At 51.7% G+C, this 18,506-nt stretch carries 19 protein-coding genes; 18 read left to right on the forward strand and 1 reads right to left on the reverse strand.

Annotated features, from left to right (window positions below; translation table 11 throughout):
• Positions 1 to 45: 45 nt before the first annotated feature.
• From iscR to der, 18 genes are all read left to right on the forward strand, one after another.
• Positions 46 to 567 (forward strand): Fe-S cluster assembly transcriptional regulator IscR, encoded by a 522-nt coding sequence (gene iscR, locus EHW56_RS12020; protein WP_077579558.1) that lies wholly within the window; start codon positions 46 to 48, stop codon positions 565 to 567.
• Positions 568 to 597: 30 nt separating this feature from the next.
• On the forward strand, positions 598 to 1,812 hold the full coding sequence (locus EHW56_RS12025) for an IscS subfamily cysteine desulfurase (RefSeq protein WP_046075010.1): 1,215 nt from the start codon (positions 598 to 600) through the stop codon (positions 1,810 to 1,812).
• Positions 1,813 to 1,865: 53 nt separating this feature from the next.
• On the forward strand, positions 1,866 to 2,249 hold the full coding sequence (gene iscU, locus EHW56_RS12030; RefSeq protein WP_046075009.1) for a Fe-S cluster assembly scaffold IscU: 384 nt from the start codon (positions 1,866 to 1,868) through the stop codon (positions 2,247 to 2,249).
• 20 nt (positions 2,250 to 2,269) lie between these two features.
• A complete protein-coding gene (gene iscA / locus EHW56_RS12035; RefSeq protein WP_046075008.1) occupies positions 2,270 to 2,593 on the forward strand; it encodes an iron-sulfur cluster assembly protein IscA in 324 nt (107 codons plus the stop codon).
• A 13-nt stretch (positions 2,594 to 2,606) separates the two neighbouring features.
• Positions 2,607 to 3,119, forward strand: coding sequence for a co-chaperone HscB (gene hscB / locus EHW56_RS12040; RefSeq protein WP_046075007.1), 513 nt, complete (start codon positions 2,607 to 2,609; stop codon positions 3,117 to 3,119).
• Positions 3,120 to 3,162: 43 nt separating this feature from the next.
• A complete protein-coding gene (gene hscA / locus EHW56_RS12045) occupies positions 3,163 to 5,013 on the forward strand; it encodes a Fe-S protein assembly chaperone HscA (RefSeq protein WP_077606519.1) in 1,851 nt (616 codons plus the stop codon).
• A 2-nt stretch (positions 5,014 to 5,015) separates the two neighbouring features.
• On the forward strand, positions 5,016 to 5,354 hold the full coding sequence (gene fdx / locus EHW56_RS12050) for an ISC system 2Fe-2S type ferredoxin (RefSeq protein WP_046075005.1): 339 nt from the start codon (positions 5,016 to 5,018) through the stop codon (positions 5,352 to 5,354).
• Between the two features lie 29 nt (positions 5,355 to 5,383).
• Positions 5,384 to 5,584, forward strand: a complete 201-nt coding sequence (gene iscX, locus EHW56_RS12055; RefSeq protein ID WP_046075004.1) for a Fe-S cluster assembly protein IscX — start codon at positions 5,384 to 5,386, stop codon at positions 5,582 to 5,584.
• Positions 5,585 to 5,785: 201 nt separating this feature from the next.
• Positions 5,786 to 7,081, forward strand: coding sequence for an aminopeptidase PepB (gene pepB / locus EHW56_RS12060; RefSeq protein WP_077606520.1), 1,296 nt, complete (start codon positions 5,786 to 5,788; stop codon positions 7,079 to 7,081).
• A gap of 150 nt (positions 7,082 to 7,231) precedes the next feature.
• Entirely contained in the window at positions 7,232 to 7,660 is a 429-nt protein-coding gene (gene ndk / locus EHW56_RS12065; protein WP_077579555.1) for a nucleoside-diphosphate kinase, read from the forward strand.
• 248 nt (positions 7,661 to 7,908) lie between these two features.
• Positions 7,909 to 9,030 carry a bifunctional tRNA (adenosine(37)-C2)-methyltransferase TrmG/ribosomal RNA large subunit methyltransferase RlmN gene (locus EHW56_RS12070; protein ID WP_046075001.1) on the forward strand — a complete coding sequence of 374 codons (1,122 nt, stop codon included), beginning with the start codon at positions 7,909 to 7,911 and terminating at the stop codon, positions 9,028 to 9,030.
• Between the two features lie 24 nt (positions 9,031 to 9,054).
• Entirely contained in the window at positions 9,055 to 9,810 is a 756-nt protein-coding gene (gene pilW / locus EHW56_RS12075) for a type IV pilus biogenesis/stability protein PilW (protein ID WP_152796204.1), read from the forward strand.
• The gene (rodZ, locus tag EHW56_RS12080; protein WP_152799803.1) at positions 9,800 to 10,798 is read left to right on the forward strand and encodes a cytoskeleton protein RodZ; all 999 of its coding nucleotides are present in this window, start codon (positions 9,800 to 9,802) and stop codon (positions 10,796 to 10,798) included. The genes pilW and rodZ overlap by 11 nt, the downstream gene beginning before the upstream one ends.
• Positions 10,799 to 10,813: 15 nt before the next feature.
• The gene (gene ispG, locus EHW56_RS12085; RefSeq protein ID WP_046074998.1) at positions 10,814 to 11,941 is read left to right on the forward strand and encodes a flavodoxin-dependent (E)-4-hydroxy-3-methylbut-2-enyl-diphosphate synthase; all 1,128 of its coding nucleotides are present in this window, start codon (positions 10,814 to 10,816) and stop codon (positions 11,939 to 11,941) included.
• A 52-nt stretch (positions 11,942 to 11,993) separates the two neighbouring features.
• Positions 11,994 to 13,262, forward strand: a complete 1,269-nt coding sequence (gene hisS, locus EHW56_RS12090; protein ID WP_046075050.1) for a histidine--tRNA ligase — start codon at positions 11,994 to 11,996, stop codon at positions 13,260 to 13,262.
• Positions 13,263 to 13,273: 11 nt separating this feature from the next.
• On the forward strand, positions 13,274 to 13,867 hold the full coding sequence (locus EHW56_RS12095) for a tetratricopeptide repeat protein (RefSeq protein ID WP_046074997.1): 594 nt from the start codon (positions 13,274 to 13,276) through the stop codon (positions 13,865 to 13,867).
• Between the two features lie 9 nt (positions 13,868 to 13,876).
• On the forward strand, positions 13,877 to 15,034 hold the full coding sequence (bamB, locus tag EHW56_RS12100; protein ID WP_077579551.1) for an outer membrane protein assembly factor BamB: 1,158 nt from the start codon (positions 13,877 to 13,879) through the stop codon (positions 15,032 to 15,034).
• A gap of 92 nt (positions 15,035 to 15,126) precedes the next feature.
• The gene (gene der / locus EHW56_RS12105; RefSeq protein ID WP_077606525.1) at positions 15,127 to 16,632 is read left to right on the forward strand and encodes a ribosome biogenesis GTPase Der; all 1,506 of its coding nucleotides are present in this window, start codon (positions 15,127 to 15,129) and stop codon (positions 16,630 to 16,632) included.
• A gap of 402 nt (positions 16,633 to 17,034) precedes the next feature.
• On the opposite strand, the gene xseA is transcribed toward der, so the two are convergent.
• Positions 17,035 to 18,423, reverse strand: a complete 1,389-nt coding sequence (gene xseA, locus EHW56_RS12110) for an exodeoxyribonuclease VII large subunit (RefSeq protein WP_152799801.1) — start codon at positions 18,421 to 18,423, stop codon at positions 17,035 to 17,037.
• Positions 18,424 to 18,506 lie beyond the last annotated feature (83 nt).

The raw sequence follows: 18,506 nt of genomic DNA on the forward strand, positions 1-18,506 counted from the left end.
GGGTATGTAACTATCTGAGCATCTATTCACCACAGGTAGCGTGTTATGAGATTGACTTCGAAAGGCCGTTATGCGGTTACCGCCATGCTCGATGTGGCGCTTCATGCCGAGCAGGGTCCTGTACCACTGGCGGACATCTCTGAGCGTCAAGGCATTTCCTTGTCTTATCTTGAGCAACTTTTTTCACGGCTCCGCAAGTCGGGGTTGGTGACAAGTGTACGTGGTCCCGGCGGCGGCTATCGCCTCGGTATTGCGGCAAGTGACATTGCCGTGGGGGCCGTGATTGCTGCCGTTGACGAATCTGTCGACGCGACCAAGTGCCAAGGTAAAGCGGATTGCCAAGGCGGCACCCGTTGTTTAACACATACTCTGTGGCACGACTTAAGTGCCCGAATTAGCGGCTTTTTAAACGACATCACGCTCGGTGAGCTGATGCATGATAACGAAGTGAAGCAAGTAGCAGATCGTCAGGACGCTAAACTGGATGCCTCATTGGCGCCCAGAAACACATTTAGCTCGAAGGTCAAACAAGATAGCGCCACCATAGGCGTGAACGTTCGCTCCTGATGACCAATGTCGGTGTAATTGGAGAAAAACATGAAATTGCCCATTTATTTTGATTATTCAGCCACGTGTCCGGTGGATCCGCGCGTTGCTGAAAAAATGAGTCAGTACCTGACCATGGACGGGTTTTTTGGTAACCCGGCCTCTCGTTCACACCGCTTTGGCTGGCAAGCAGAAGAAGCGGTTGATACAGCGCGTGAGAACATTGCCAATTACTGCAATGCCGACCCACGTGAGATCGTGTTTACCTCTGGCGCGACTGAGTCAGACAACTTGGCTATCAAAGGTATTGCTAATTTCTACTCCAAGAAAGGCAAGCACATTATTACCTGCAAAACAGAGCATAAAGCCGTGCTTGACCCTTGCCGTCAACTGGAGCGTGAAGGCTTTGAGGTGACGTATCTTGAGCCAGAAGAAAACGGCCTGGTCGATCTGAAGAAGCTCGAAGCGGCGATGCGTGATGACACGATTTTAGTGTCAATCATGCACGTGAATAACGAGATTGGCGTGATTCAAGATATCTCTGCGATTGGCGAGCTTTGTCGTGAACGTAAAATTATGTTCCACGTCGATGCGGCGCAGTCAGTGGGTAAAGTGCCACTGGACGTCAAAGAGATGAAAATCGATTTGATCTCGTTCAGCGCACACAAAGCGTACGGCCCTAAAGGCATTGGTGCCTTGTACGTTCGCCGTAAGCCACGCGTACGCATTGAAGCGCAAATGCATGGTGGTGGTCACGAGCGTGGTATGCGTTCAGGCACATTGCCTACTCACCAAATTGTGGGCATGGGTGAAGCGTTCCGTATCGCGAAAGAAGAGCGCGAGAAAGACTTCCAACATGCGCTGGCATTGCGCGAGCGTTTTTATGAAGGCGTGAAAGATTTAGAAGAAGTTTACGTCAATGGCGATTTGGAACAGCGTGTTCCACATAACCTAAACGTGAGCTTTGCCTTTGTTGAAGGCGAGTCATTGCTGATGGCACTGAAAGATCTGGCGGTATCGTCAGGGTCTGCGTGTACCTCAGCAAGCCTTGAACCTTCCTATGTGCTTCGTGCGCTTGGACGCGACGATGAGCTCGCACATAGCTCGCTGCGCTTCTCCTTTGGTCGCTTTACGACGGAAGAAGAAGTGGATTATGCGATTGAGAAAGTGCGTGAAGCAGTTAACAAGCTGCGTGAAATGTCACCACTTTGGGACATGTACAAAGACGGTATCGATCTAAGTACCGTTGAATGGGCGCACCACTAACTCGAATAACGCGCCAGCTGGCAACAGTGAGCAATCATATTGAGGAAACGATTATGGCTTACAGCGATAAAGTAATTGACCACTACGAAAACCCACGTAACGTTGGCTCGTTTGAGAAAGGCGACCCATCGGTTGGTAATGGCATGGTTGGTGCCCCTGCGTGTGGCGACGTCATGAAACTACAAATCAAGGTGAATGACGAAGGCATCATCGAAGACGCCAAGTTTAAAACATACGGCTGCGGCTCGGCGATTGCCTCGAGCTCACTGGTTACCGAGTGGGTGAAAGGCCGCTCGATTGACGACGCTGCTGCGATCAAAAATTCTGAGATCGCAGAAGAATTAGAGCTACCACCCGTCAAGGTGCACTGCTCTATCTTGGCGGAAGACGCCATTAAAGCGGCGGTCAGTGATTACAAGAAAAAACACCAGCAGTAAAACGAAGGGGTTGTTGATATATGGCTATTACCATGACACAGGCGGCAGCAGATCGCGTCAGAGCGTTTCTCAATAACCGTGGCAAAGGCATTGGCTTGCGCCTGGGCGTGAGAACGTCAGGGTGTTCAGGCATGGCCTATGTACTCGAATTTGCGGATGAGCTGCAAGAAGGCGATCAGGTTTTTGAGTACGATGATGTCAAGGTAATCGTCGATGGTAAGAGCTTGCTCTATCTCGAAGGGACAGAGCTGGATTTTGTTAAAGAAGGCCTGAATGAAGGTTTTCAATTCAACAACCCTAACGTGAGTAGTGAATGTGGTTGTGGCGAAAGCTTCAACGTGTAATCCGTGAGAGCACATGAATCATTTTGAACTTTTCGAGCTACCGTATCAGTTTGAGCTGGACGGTAGCTCGCTTTCTTCAACGTTTCGGGAATTGCAACGTCAGTACCATCCCGATAATGTTGCTAGCCAAGACGAGAAAACCCGTCTGCAGGCGGTACAGAAAGCATCGCAAGTGAATGACGCGTTTCAGACGTTAAAAGATCCGGTTCGACGCGCTGAGTATATGCTGACGTTGCAAGGTATTGACTTAAAAGACGAACAGCAAACCATGCAGGATCCTGAGTTCCTGATGCAGCAAATGACGTTGCGTGAGGAGCTCGAGTCGATTACCGATAGCCAAGATGAAGCGGCGCTGTTTGATTTTGGTGAAAAAGCCCAGTCACTCTACGACGCATTGATTCTAGAGGTTAAACAGGCATTGGCTGCGTCACAGTGGCAAGAGGCCGCCGTGATTGTGCGTAAACTCAAGTTCGCAGAAAAGCTTCGCCATGAAGTGGAGCGTGTCGAAGATCAGCTGATGAGTTGATCGCCCTTTCGCCTGTCAACGCAGTAAAGTTTAAGGATTAGACATGGCACTGTTACAAATTTCAGAGCCCGGTCAAAGTGCCGCGCCGCATGAGCACAAGCACGCGGTCGGCATCGATTTGGGTACCACCAACACCTTGGTGGCCACGGTACGAAGCGGTACCGCAACCACCTTGAACGACGAACAAGATCGACCACTGATCCCTTCTGTGGTCCATTACGGTGATGATGCCATTTCCGTGGGCTATGACGCCCTCCCACACGTGCAAACGGATAGCGCCAATACCTTGGTGTCTGTCAAACGCATGATGGGGCGTTCATTAGACGATGTGCAAGCCCGTTATCCGCAACTTCCTTATCAGTTTTCACAAACCGAAAATGGCTTGCCACAAGTGGAAACCCGCCGTGGCGCGATTAACCCAGTGCAGGGCTCGTCCGATATCTTACGCACCGTTCGCGAACGTGCGGAAAAAAGTTTGGGCGACGCGCTTGAAGGTGTGGTGATCACCGTACCCGCTTATTTTGATGACGCACAACGTGCGGGGACTAAAGATGCGGCGAAGCTGGCAGGCCTAAACGTGCTGCGTTTGCTTAACGAGCCTACCGCTGCGGCGATTGCTTATGGCCTTGATTCGGGCCAAGAAGGGGTGATTGCGGTCTATGACCTAGGTGGCGGCACCTTTGATATCTCGATTCTACGCTTGTCTCAGGGCGTGTTTGAGGTCATGGCGACCGGCGGCGATTCCGCATTGGGCGGAGACGACTTTGACCATCTACTCGAGCAATGGATCTGTGAGCAAGCCGGGTTTGACACCCTCAGTGGCGATCAGCGCCGTACCGTGCTGCACGCCGCCACGCAGGCGAAAATTGCCCTTTCTTCTGCTGACAGCGCGTCCATCGATGTGCTGGGGTGGCAAGGCGAGTTGAGCCGTGAAACGTTCGATCAATTGGTTGCTCCACTTATTAAGAAAACCTTGATGTCATGCCGCCGCGCATTAAAAGATGCCGGTGTCAGTGCCGATGAGGTGCTGGAAGTCGTGATGGTGGGCGGTTCTACCCGTGTTCCCGCCGTGCGTGAACAGGTTGGTACGTTTTTCGGTCGCGAGCCACTGACCAGCATCGATCCAGATAAAGTGGTTGCCGTTGGCGCCGCGACACAAGCTGATATTTTGGTGGGCAACAAACCAGACTCTGACATGTTGCTGTTAGATGTGATCCCGCTTTCTCTTGGTATCGAAACCATGGGCGGTTTGGTGGAGAAAATTATCCCACGCAACACCACCATTCCTGTGGCAAAAGCGCAAGAATTCACCACGTTTAAAGATGGCCAAACCGGCATGAAAGTGCATGTGGTACAAGGTGAGCGTGAAATGGTAGACGATTGCCGCTCATTAGCACGTTTTAGCCTCAAAGGCATCCCACCGATGACGGCGGGGGCGGCCCATGTTCGCGTGACTTATCAAGTAGATGCTGATGGCTTGTTGTCCGTGACGGCGATGGAAAAATCCACCGAAGTGGAAGCGTCTATCCAAGTGAAGCCCTCTTATGGCTTGAGTGATGATGAGATTGCCACCATGATCAAATCGTCATTTACCCATGCGGAAGAAGACAAAGATGCCCGCTACTTGGCGGAGCAGCGTGTGGAAGCCGATCGTGTGATCGAAGGCTTGCTGGTTGCCATGCAACAAGACGGGGATAACCTGCTCAACCCTGATGAGCAGCAAGCTTTGGTGAAAGAAATAGAAGCCTTGATTGCCTTGCGCAACGGTGATGATGGCGCCGCCATTGAAGCCGGGATCAAAGCATTAGACAAAGCCAGCCAGACCTTTGCGGCACGCCGCATGGATCAATCGATTCGTCATGCGTTGGCCGGCCAATCCATTGATGAGGTGTAATCATGCCTAAGATTATTGTTCTGCCGCACCACGAGTTATGCCCAGAAGGTGCGGAATTGGAAGCGAAAGAAGGGGAAACAGTCCTCGACGTGGCGTTGAAAAATGGCATTGGCATTGAACACGCGTGTGAAAAGTCGTGTGCGTGTACCACCTGCCATGTGGTGATCCGTGAAGGGTTCGACTCGTTAGACGAAAGTGATGAGCTAGAAGATGACATGCTCGACAAAGCGTGGGGGCTTGAGCCGGAGTCTCGCTTGGGTTGCCAAGCAAAAATTACCGATGAAGATTTGGTGGTTGAGATCCCGCGCTATACCTTGAATCACGCAGCCGAAAACCATTAATCCAAGGCTGTAACGGACGGAGAAGCAAGATGAGCTTAAAATGGACAGACTCGCTCGATATTGCAATCGAGCTTTGTGACGCCTACCCAGATGTCGATCCAACAACGGTTCGTTTTACTGATTTGCATCAGTGGATCACTGAACTGGATGATTTTGACGATGACCCAGAGCGTTCCAATGAGCGCATCCTCGAGGCGATCATCATGTGCTGGATGGATGAGCGAGACTGAGGGCTAGCTCTCGCGAGTGATTGATAATACTTGTGTTATCGTCTCCGGCTCGGCACAGTACCTGTGGCCAATAAAACATACATTCAAAGCGGGCCAATGGGCTCGCTTTTTTCATATCGCTGAGGCGTCCAGGCGTTTGTCTGAGAGCCCAGTGAGACACGCTGTACAGTAAAAGCAGCGAGACAGTACAAGGAGTGCAATATGTCAGATTCATTAAACGTTATCCTGTCGCATCAGCCGGCGGCGCCACAGTGGGGCGATAACGCGCTGGTCTCCTTTGACGCTGACAACGCGGTGATCCATGTGTCGAGCGATGCCAACCCGCGAGACAAGGTGCAACAAGCGGCGCGCAAGCTTGAAGGGCAAGGTGTGCCTGCGCTGACACTCACAGGAGAACACTGGGATCTTGAATTAGTCTGGGCGTTCTACCAAGGGCTTCGTGGCCCCAAAAATAAGGTCGCCTTTACGCAGACCGTGTTGAACGATGCCGATACGCAAGAGTTCGAGCTTCGACAGACCGTGGGTGACTGGGTACGCGATATTATCAACCAAACGGCAGAAGAAGTTGGGCCACATCAGTTAGTGGCGCGTGCAGGGGAGTTTGTTAAGTCCATGGCCCCCGACCAAGTCACTTATAAAATCATTTCCGGTACCGACCTGTTAGAAAAAGGCTGGAATGGCATTTATACCGTCGGTCGTGGCTCGGCGCGCAAACCGACCATGTTACAACTTGACTATAACCCTACAGGCGATCCGGACGCGCCTGTGTATGCCTGTTTGGTGGGGAAAGGGATCACCTTTGATTCTGGGGGCTACAGCATTAAAGGCTCCGACTTTATGACCACCATGAAAGCGGACATGGGCGGCTCAGCGACGGCGACCGGGGCGCTGGCGATGGCGATTGCCAAGGGGCTGAATAAACGCGTTAAACTGGTACTCTGCTGTGCCGAGAACATGATCTCAAGCAGTGCTTACAAGTTGGGTGATATTATCACGTACAAAAATGGCGTGACCGTTGAAGTGCTCAATACCGATGCGGAAGGGCGCTTGGTGCTCGCTGATGGCCTGATGTACGCCAGTGAACAAAAACCTGAACTTCTGATTGATTGTGCCACGCTCACCGGATCGGCAAAAGCCGCGTTGGGTAATGACTATCATGCGCTGTTTAGTTTCGACGATGAGCTCGCACACCGTACGCTTGACGCGGCACAAAAAGAAGGCGAGGGCATGTGGCCGTTGCCATTGGCCGAGTTCCATCGCCAGCTGCTGCCTTCCTCGTTTGCGGATATTGCCAATGCATCCATGGGGGCGTACATGCCAGGTGCGAGCACCGCGGCGGCGTTCCTTTCCTACTTTGTTGAGGATTATCAAAAAGGCTGGATGCACATTGATTGCTCTGGCACTTACCGCAAAGCGGCCAATGATAAATGGGCCGTGGGCGCGACCGGTATGGGTGTGAAAACCCTAGCGCGTGTATTGCTCGACCAAGCGAAATAGACCTGTGACACCTTGGGTGAAAGGTTAACAAAAATTTTGTGTGAGTTAACGCTTCACCCGATTGGTCATAGGGACACGCGAGGAAATTTGCTAGGGTAGGCGCGTTGTTGCCCCTAGCGGGCCAGATTCAGACAGTGAAAGGACAAGCGAATGACCATTGAACGCACTTTTTCTATCGTTAAACCTGATGCCGTAGAGCGTAATTTAATTGGCACGCTTTATCAGCGTATCGAAAGTGCAGGTTTGCGTATCGTGGCGGCGAAAATGCTCCATCTTAGCAAAGAGCAGGCAGAAGGATTTTATGCCGAGCACCAAGGGAAGCCTTTCTTTGAATCCTTGGTTGGGTTCATGACGTCAGGCCCTATCATGGTGCAAGTACTAGAAGGCGAGAGCGCGATTAGCCGCTACCGTGAGTTGATGGGAAAAACCAACCCAGAAGAAGCAGCGTGTGGCACATTGCGCGCTGACTATGCGGAAAGCATGCAATATAACTCAGTGCATGGCTCTGATAGCCCTGCGTCTGCAGAGCGCGAAATCGCGTACTTTTTTACCGCGGATGAAATTCATCCTCGCTGCTAAATCAAACACCTGCTTTTTAATCTTCAAAAAGAGGCGTCAGCCTCTTTTTTTCTGCCTATCGAAATCAGACAACCACATTGAATAACCCCGCTGTTAGAGAGTGGAAACTGTGATCTAAAGCCTGTACAATTTCGCGCCTTAAGCGCGTCCCGAGGAGATATCTTGGCTATGATCAAGGTAAGACATCGGCACGCGTGAGGCGATGATTCAGTCTTACCACCTAGCTAGTTCTTACGAGGCAACCCCCAATGACGACAGAGAAAGTTAATCTGCTTGATTTTGACAGGCAAGGATTGCGTGCCTACTTCGCTGATGAGCTCGGCGAAAAAGCCTTCCGTGCTGACCAAGTCATGAAGTGGATGTATCACTTTGGTTGCGACGACTTCGATGAAATGAACAACATCAACAAGAAGTTGCGTGAGAAGCTCAAGCGGGTGGCAGAAATTAAAGCCCCAGAAGTCAGTGAAGCGCATTACTCCCAAGATGGCACCATCAAATGGGCAATGCGTGTGGGCGGTCAAGACGTGGAAACCGTGTATATCCCCGAAGATGACCGCGCGACACTGTGTGTCTCCTCTCAGGTAGGCTGTGCGCTTGATTGCAAGTTCTGCTCAACCGGGGCACAAGGTTTTAACCGCAACTTGCGTGTGTCTGAGATCATCGGGCAAGTGTGGCGTGCGTCGAAAGAGATCGGCATTGAGAAAGAGACGGGCCGTCGTCCGATCACTAACGTGGTGATGATGGGCATGGGAGAGCCGCTGCTCAACATGAAAAACCTTCTCCCTTCTCTGAATTTGATGCTCGACGACAATGCTTATGGCTTATCTAAGCGCCGAGTCACCGTGTCGACATCGGGTGTGGTCTCTGGCTTGGAGCAAATGATTGGCAAAATCGATGTCGCCTTGGCCATCTCACTGCATGCGCCGAACGATGAGCTGCGTAGCCAAATCATGCCAATTAACGATCGTTGGGATATCGAGGCCTTTTTGGATGCGGTACACCGTTATATCGCAACCTCAAATGCCAACCGCGGCCGTGTGACGGTAGAATATATCTTGCTGGATCATGTCAATGACTACATGGAGCATGCGCGCCAACTCGCAGAGCTATTAAAAGACACCCCAGCGAAGATTAACCTGATCCCATTTAACCCGTATCCTGGATCACCGTTCAACAAACCGAGTAATTCTCGTATTGATAGGTTTATGAAAACCTTGATGGAATACGACTTTACTGTGACGGTACGTAAAACACGAGGCGATGACATTGACGCAGCGTGTGGCCAACTAGCCGGTGACATTGTCGACCGAACTAAGCGTGCCGAGAAGCGACTGGGCGCACAGGAGGTGATCCCTGTTCGACCCGTCTAAATGAGATGGCGATAAGGGGATGGCATGACAAAAACGGTTTGGGTTGTGGGCGTGTTGATGGCGTTGGCTGGTTGTTCAACGCCAAGTTCGCAGCACAGTGAGCCCAATTTTGATAAGATTCAAGCCGCAGAGGCGCGTATTGCACTGGGATTAGGCTATCTAAACAGTGATCGCTATCAACAAGCGCAGCAAAACTTGCAGCAAGCGCGCCAATATGCACCTAACTACTATCGCACCTCGCTGTCGATGGCGTATTATCAACAACGTGTCGGTGAAAACGACAAAGCGGATCGCTTATATCAACAAGCGTTAGCGCAAGCGTCTGAAAAAGGCGATGTATATAACAATTACGGTGTTTTCTTGTGCGAACAACAGCGGTTTGCCGCGGCAAATGACGCATTTTTGCAAGCAGTCGTACAACCGTATTATCATCGTGTGTCAGACAGTTATGAAAACGCGGCGTTTTGTCAGCTAAAAGCTGGCCACGTAGAACGCGCAAAAGCCTTGTTTAGCAAAGCGGCTGATCACGACCCGCGGAATGTCCGTGCGGGTTTACAACTTGCCAAGTTAGAGATAGAGACTGGGCAAGAGGCAGCAGCCGTCGCACGTATCAAGCGGCTCCACCAACGCGTTGGTGTTCAGCCTGCCGGACTGTTATTGCTAGTGAAAGCTTATCAGCAACAAGGCTACACGGAGCGAGCTGCCCATGACGCTCAGCGATTGGCGCAACGGTTTCCAGAATCCAAAGAATATCAATTGTACCTAGCGAATGAATACTGAACAGACGGAAGAACAAGCGCAATCTGATACCCAACCTGCGCCCGGGGAAGTATTAAAGCAAGCGCGAGAGAAAATGGGCTGGAGTGTTCGTGATGTTGCTGACCGACTTCGGTTGCGGGTCAGTGTCATTGAGGATCTTGAACAAAACAACCCAGACATGGATCAATTGGCCACGTTTACACGTGGCTATTTGCGCTCCTATGCCAAGCTGATGCAAATCGACGCCGATCAGCTGTTGGGTAATAGTAATATGGAAGCGAGCAGTGCGGCTACCGTACAAAAAATGCAAAGCTTCTCGCGCAAAACGCGGCGGCAAAAGAGCGAAAGTCGATTAATGTGGCTGTCTTGGGTGATTATTGCCATTGCGGTCGGGATCACCGGCGTGTGGTATTGGCAGAATCAGCAGGCTATGACGTCCGTGCCAACACAATTGGATAGCCAACAAGCGGATGAACTCGTCACGACCCCATCAGCACAAGATAGCGCGATGGTTGCCACCGATGCACCGGCAATGGCCGAGCCTGCGATGACAGATTCGGCGGCCTCACAAGGGGCGGAGCCGCAGGTCACTGATGTACAAGATGCCGCGAACGCGCCGGTGTCAGATGAGGTGAGCCCATCAGCATCGACCGCGTCAGAATCGGCCACTGCGGTTGAGTCGGCGCAAACGGACGAGGCGACAACGCAAACAACACCAGAGGCACAACCAACGGCAGCGTCTGAGGATGAAGCCCCCGCAAGCACGGTCAATAACCGTCTGGTGATGACCTTTAGTGGAGATTGCTGGATAGACGTGCGAGACGCCAATGGTGAGCGACTGGCAACCGGGATAAAATCTGAGGGTGAACAAGTGACCTTAACCGGCGACACCCCGTATCAATTAGTATTGGGTGCCCCTAGTGTGGTGAAAATCACCTTTAATGGCGACAACATTGATCTTGATGGCTTCCCAACCGGCCAAGTGGCTCGGTTGCGCCTTCCGCAGTAATCAGAGAACGTCGATATGCACAACGAAACTCCCATCAAACGCCGTCCCTCAACGCGCATCAATGTCGGCAATGTGCCGATTGGTGATGGCGCGCCGATTGCCGTGCAATCTATGACCAACACGCGAACCACAGATGTGGCAGCCACCGTCGCGCAAATCAAAGCGCTAGAAGGGGTGGGTGCAGATATCGTTCGGGTGTCAGTACCCACCATGGACGCGGCGGAAGCGTTTAAAGAGATTAAAGCGCAAACGTCGATCCCTTTGGTGGCAGACATCCACTTTGACTACCGTATTGCATTAAAAGTGGCGGAGTATGGTGTCGATTGTTTGCGTATCAACCCAGGCAATATTGGTAAAGAAGAGCGCATTCGGGCGGTGGTAGATGCCGCACGTGATAAAAACATTCCAATCCGAATTGGTGTGAATGGCGGCTCACTTGAGCGCGATCTGCAAGAAAAATACGGGGAGCCAACGCCCGATGCTTTGGTCGAGTCGGCCATGCGTCATGTCGATATCTTGGACCGTCTTAACTTCGATCAATTTAAAGTCAGCGTCAAAGCGTCAGATGTCTTCTTGGCGGTTGAGTCTTATCGCAAACTTGCTCGGCAGATTGATCAGCCTTTACACCTTGGCATTACGGAGGCTGGTGGCGCGCGTGCTGGTGCGGTTAAGTCATCCGTTGGTTTGGGAATGCTACTGGCGGAAGGCATTGGTGATACCTTGCGGGTATCGCTCGCCGCCGATCCGGTAGAAGAAATCAAAGTGGGCTTCGATATTCTCAAATCACTTCGCATTCGCTCGCGCGGCGTCAATTTTATTGCGTGTCCGAGCTGTTCGCGTCAAGAGTTTGATGTGATTGGTACAGTCAATGCGCTCGAGCAGCGCGTGGAAGATATACTGACCCCAATGGATGTCTCCGTGATTGGTTGTGTGGTCAATGGCCCGGGTGAAGCCGAAGCGTCTCACCTCGGTTTGGCTGGAGGTAACAAGCGCAGCGCTTATTACCTCGACGGTAAACGCCAAAAAGAGCGCTTTAATAACGACAACTTGGTGGATGAGTTGGAGGCAAAAATCCGCGCCAAAGCGGCGATGATGGATGAACGCAACCGCATCAAGGTGTCACAAATCGATCAAGAAGGCTAAGCCGTTAGGCGGCCTTCTCCCCTTTTCTATCATGTCGGTAACGGAAGTTAACGTGGCTAAAACAATTCAAGCAATTCGAGGCATGAATGACTGCCTCCCGTCTCAATCTCCTTTATGGCAAAAGCTCGAATCTACGATTAAAAAGGTAGTGAGCGCTTACGGCTATAGCGAAGTTCGCATGCCTATTGTGGAAGCAACGCATTTGTTTAGCCGTGCGATTGGCGAAGTGACAGACGTTGTCGAAAAAGAAATGTACACCTTCGATGATCGCAACGGCGACAGCCTCACTTTGCGTCCTGAAGGGACCGCGGGTTGTGTCCGAGCGGGGATCGAAAATGGCCTGCTGTACAACCAAGAGCACCGCTTGTGGTACACCGGGCCTATGTTCCGTCATGAGCGCCCACAAAAAGGTCGTTATCGCCAGTTTCATCAGTTTGGCGTTGAGGTGTTTGGCCTAAATGGCCCAGACGTGGACGCGGAACTTATCATGATGACCGCACGTATGTGGCGTGAGCTGGGCATTGCTGAGCATGTGCGATTGGAGCTTAACTCAATCGGCTCACCACAAGCGCGTGCGAACTATCGTCAAGCGCTGGTGGACTTTTTGATGCAACACGAATCAGTGTTGGATGAAGACAGCAAGCGTCGAATGCAGACCAACCCATTGCGCGTGCTCGATACCAAAAATGCGGACATCCAAGCTGTATTGGTTAATGCGCCTCAGTTGGGTGATTATCTGGATGACGAATCAAAACAGCATTTTGCTCTCTTGTGTGAACTCTTGGACGCGGCAGGTATCGAATACCAAGTTAACCACCGTTTGGTACGTGGCCTCGACTACTACAACCGGACCGTGTTTGAGTGGATCACCGATAGCTTGGGGGCGCAAGGCACGGTGTGCGGTGGTGGCCGTTATGATGGCTTGGTTGAGCAACTCGGGGGGAAAGCGACGCCAGCCGTTGGATTTGCAATGGGATTGGAGCGTTTGGTTCTGATGCTGGAAAACCTCAACCAAGATGATGTCCGCCCGGCGGTGGATGTGTACATGGTCACGGCGGGTGAAGGCGCGATGATCGCTGGGATGAAACTGGCGGAGCGCTTACGCGAACAGGTGCCCGGACTGCGTGTGATGTCACATTTTGGCGGTGGTAGCTTTAAGAAACAGTTTAAGCGCGCGGATAAAGTCGGCGCCTCTGTGGCGCTCGTGCTAGGCGAGGATGAAGTTGCTAACGGCACAGTGGCGTTAAAAGATTTGAAAGGCGGCGAGCAACAAACACTGAATCAGGATGAGATCGCCGCGTCACTAAAAGCATTGATTTAAGAGGACAGAACGTGGACGTCTACACCACAGAAGAGCAGCAGGTTGAAGCCATTAAGAAGTGGTGGCGAGACAACGGTAAAGCGGTCGTGATCGGCGCCGTTGTCGGTTTGGGGGCGTTATATGGCTGGCGTTATTTTCAGTCACAACAGCTCACCAACCAAGAGCAAGCCTCGCAGCAATACGAACAAGTGCTAAGTGGTATTGAAAGCGGCGATACCGTGTCATTGAGCCAATTAGAAGGCCATGAAGGTTATCGTGCCTTGGCGGCATTGCAGCTGGCACAAAAGCATGTTGCGCAAGGGGAGCTGGAAAGTGCCCGTGAGCAATTGCAAAATGCTCAGCAAGCCGTGAAAGACGAGGCGCTGTACGGGTTGGTGACGACACGCCTGGCGCGCGTTGAAGCGGAGTTAGGCAATTACCCAGCCGCATTGAGCGAACTCGACAAAGTCACCACGCAGAGCTGGACCGCGAAAGTGGAAGAGATCCGCGGCGACGTCTTGCTTCGTCAGGGCGACAAGCAGGCAGCGCGAGACGCGTATGCAGCGTCATTGGCGGCGGCGGAAAGCCCGACCGTTAACATGAAGCTTGATAATCTGAGTCAATAAGGTCGTGGTATGAAAAAACGATTATGGCGCATGGCTGCAATGGCCACGACCATGGCTGTACTGGCTGGCTGTGCCGGTGAAGAAGATGTGGTGCAAATGGCGCCACTGCCTGCTGTGACCAATGAGATATCTTCAACCCAGCATTGGCGAGCACAAGTGGGCGACGGTGTCGGGCAGTATTATTCCGCACTTCAGCCCACAGTGGCCTATGACAAAGTCTTTGCGGCTGATCGACAAGGTTTAGTCGCCGCGTTTGATTTAGAAAGCGGTGAATCTATCTGGCAACAGTCGGTGCAAGACGAGACACCGGCGTTGCTCTCCGGCGGGTTGAGCGCCTCATACGGCAAAGTGTATGTGGGTGGCGAAACGGGTCAAGTGTACGCACTGGATGCGGAAACCGGCGAGCGGGTTTGGCAACAGAACGTGAATGGCGAAGTGCTGGCCAAGCCTTTGGTGGAAGCTGGGTTGGTGATCGTTAACACCAGCCGTGGTGAGTTAGTGGCATTGGACGCGGAATCGGGCGAGCCACAGTGGAACAACACCAATGATGTGCCGAACTTGAGCCTACGCGGTGAAAGTGCGCCGGTGACTATTTCCGGCGGCGTATTCTGGGGGATGGCCAATGGACGCCTAGGCGCGGCAATGATCGAAACCGGACGGTCTATTTGGCAAATTCCTATCTCGACACCAAAAGGGGCGACTGAAATCGACCGCTTAGTGGATGTGGATGCGACCCCAGTGATCGATGGCGACCGTTTGTATGCAGTAGGCTATAATGGCCAATTAGTCTCTATTGATTTGCGCTCCGGAAAAGCGGCGTGGAAGCGGGATTTTTCCTCTGCTAAAGACTTCCTCGTAGCAGGCAATAGTATTTATCTTATTGATGATAAAGACAATATTGTTGCGTTAGATGCACGCAACGGCTTAGAGAAGTGGCGCAACACACAGTTGGCGTACCGTATCTTAACGGCACCCGCGGCAAGCGGCGGCTATCTGGTGGTCGGCGACAGCCAAGGCTACTTGCATTGGCTTGATCCGCAAACGGGCGATTTTGTCGCGCAGCAATCACTGGAAGGTAACGGGATCGCTGTTGCCCCGGTGCAAACGGATGATGGCTATATCGTGATCACCCGTGATGGTCAACTGAGAAAGCTGAGTATCGAGTAAGCGAAGCCACCCAGTTTATATTTAGGCTCCTGGCTGCAAAGACAGTCGGGAGCCTTGTTTATTAATAAAGCGAATGAAAAGAAGAGGTCTACATGATTCCTGTTATAGCCCTAGTGGGGCGCCCGAATGTGGGGAAATCGACGCTCTTTAACCGTCTTACCCGCACACGCGATGCATTAGTAGCGGATTTTCCGGGACTGACCAGGGATCGAAAATACGGCAAAGCATTGCTGGATGATCACGAGTTTATCGTGATCGACACCGGCGGCATTGACGGCACCGAAGAAGGTGTAGAAACCAAGATGGCGGAGCAGTCGCTAGCGGCGATTGAAGAAGCCGATGTCGTGCTGTTTATGGTGGATGGTCGAGCCGGTCTTACGCCAGCGGACAAAGACATTGCTCAGCATATCCGTACCCGTGAAAAAACCACCTTCTTGGTGGTGAACAAAGTGGATGGTATTGACCCAGACACGGCAACCGCGGACTTTTGGCAGTTGGGCATGGACAACATGTTCCAAATTGCCGCCGCGCATGGTCGAGGCGTGAGTGGCTTGATTAATCGTGCGTTGACGCCTTTGGTTGAGCAAGTGTCCGCGGACGAGGACGACGAGCAAGCAGGCTTGGTCGATTTGACCGATGAAGCGGATACGCTCGACAGTGGCGAAGACGCGGTTAAAACCGAAGAGCAGGCTGAAAGCGAGTATGAATACTTACAGTCGCTGCCGATTAAAATCGGTATTATCGGCCGTCCCAATGTGGGTAAATCAACCCTGACTAACCGTATGCTGGGCGAAGAGCGCGTGGTGGTTTATGACATGCCAGGCACTACCCGTGACTCGATTTACATTCCCATGGAGCGTGATGGTCGCGAATACGTGATGATTGATACTGCCGGGGTGCGACGTCGTAAACGGGTGACCGACAAGGTAGAAAAATTCTCGGTGATCCAAACCCTCAAGGCGATTGAAGATGCCAACGTCGTATTGTTGGTAATCGACGCACGAGAGAACATCTCGGACCAAGACTTAAGCTTACTTGGTTTTGCGCTGAATGCGGGCCGCTCGATTGTTTTGGCGGTCAACAAGTGGGATGGCTTAGATAGCGAAGTGAAAGAGCGCGTGAAGTCTGAGCTTGATCGCCGCTTAGGGTTTGTCGACTTTGCCCGTGTGCATTTTATTTCTGCTTTGCACGGCACCGGGGTAGGCCACTTGTTCGAGTCGATTCAAGAGGCGTATCAGTCAGCGACAAAACGCGTCGGAACCGCGATGCTCACCCGTATTCTGAAAATGGCGCAAGATGACCATCAACCACCGATGATCCGGGGACGTCGGGTGAAGCTCAAATATGCGCACGCAGGCGGTTACAATCCACCGATTGTGGTGGTTCATGGTAACTTGGTCAAAGAGCTACCAGATTCTTATAAGCGTTATTTGATGAATTACTATCGGCGAACCCTGGATATTATGGGTACGCCGATCAAGATCCAGTTCCAAAACAGCGAAAACCCCTATGAGGGGAAAAAAGAAAAGCTGACATTATCTCAATCCCGTCAGCGTAAACGCTTAATGGATATGGTGAAAAACCGTAATAAGAAGTAATACAAAGCCCAGCAGCGATGCTGGGCTTTTTTTGATCGCGATTTGGTGGGTTCGATCTCTCTTGGGATCGGTTACTGAATAAAAGTGATCTGACTCACATTAATGAGCGCGATTATCTGTTGTCTTAGATCCTAGTGTGTCACGCTGCCGCTCAGGTTTTGAGCGGTGATAAAATCGACACCCCTTCCCACGTCACGCTTTTAGATTGTTCTGGATCCAGGCTTTAATAAAACACTTTTCAGATTTTTATCCTTTTAAAAATCCAAATGCAGAATATGTAACTTATGCTTTCGGGAAGTGTATTGATAAATATTCTTTTCAGGGTAGGAAGCTGATCAAGGGGAATAAACCCCAAGATCGCGCGATCGCTTACTGATCGGTCAGATGTGTGTTGTGCAGAGTTTAATCAGAAGATTGATGCGGGTGTCGCTGCCGAACCACGCTGGTGACATCGCCGTTGCTGAGCTGAGTGTGTAAGGTATCGCCCTCTTCTAGCTGGTTGATGTTAGTGACGATGTGCCCATCACTATCACGGCTAATTGAATAGCCGCGAGAAAGGGTGGCAAGTGGGCTGACCGCATCTAAGGTGGCGACCAAGGTGGCGAGTCGCTGTTGCGCATGTGACAGGTGTGAGTCCATCGCGTGGGTGAGGCGTTGATGGTATTGCGCCAATTGAGCCTGATGTTGCTGAATACGACGGTCAGGCGTCATGCGCTGCAATCGATTATCTAGCGTGTTCAGTTGGCTGCTGTACCGTGAAAACTGCTTAGTGAGTGCCTGGTGCATCCGTCTTTGCAGCTCATCAATATGCTGACTTTGCTGTTGTAGACGACGGCGAGGGTGCTGATGAGACAAACGGTGTTCGTGCTGCGTCAGTGCCCGCTGCTGGCGATACAGGAGGGTGCCAATCGCGTTTTTGAGCGCTTGCTCGCGCTGCTGATATTGCTGCAAGCGATAACTGAGGTCACGGCTCACTAATTCTGCGGCGGCTGATGGCGTCGGCGCGCGCACGTCGGCAACAAAGTCAGCAATGGTAACATCCACCTCATGGCCCACGGCACTGACAATAGGGATCTGACTGGCGGCGATAGTACGGGCGACGATTTCTTCATTAAAGCACCATAAATCTTCGAGTGAGCCACCGCCACGGCCAACAATCAGCACATCACATTCGTTGCGGCTGTTGGCACGTCCAATGGCTTGGGCAATTGAGACCGCTGCCTCTTGTCCTTGTACCAGCGTTGGATAGATAACCACTGGCAGGCTCGGATCGCGCCGTTTCAACACATTTAGAATATCGTGCAAGGCAGCGCCTGTTTTGGAGGTGATTATGCCAACGCGTTTGGGTTGGTCGGGCAAGACCTGTTTGGCGCTTTGTGCGAATAAGCCTTCAGCGGCTAACGCTTGTTTGCGTTGCTCAAACGCCTGTTGCAGTCGTCCATCGCCTTCGGGCTGCATGCTTTCTAAGATCAGTTGATAGTCGCCGCGAGGCTCGTACATAGAGACACGCGCACGTACCAACACTTGATCGCCGTTTTTAGGTTTGAACATCACGCGGCGATTGTTACCACGGAACATCGCACATTTAACTTGGCTTTGGTTATCTTTCAACGATAAATACCAGTGACCGGATGTCGCAGCGGTAAAATTAGAGATTTCCCCCGTGAGCCAGACGATACCGATGTTTTTCTCCAAGCAAAGACGCACTTCGGCATTTAAGCGAGAGACGGAAAGAATATTTCGGTTATTAGCGGTCACGATCTCGGTCCCTTTCAATAAGCTTGTCAGCATACTACCTGTCGCATTCCGGTATGCCAAATAGACCTATAGCAATCGGTTGCGAAAAAGTCCCGCGGATATCTGTTGATAAATCA

Origin of the sequence: Salinivibrio sp. VGrn1 (genome assembly GCF_009377995.1) — a bacterium.
GTDB lineage: Bacteria > Pseudomonadota > Gammaproteobacteria > Enterobacterales > Vibrionaceae > Salinivibrio > Salinivibrio siamensis.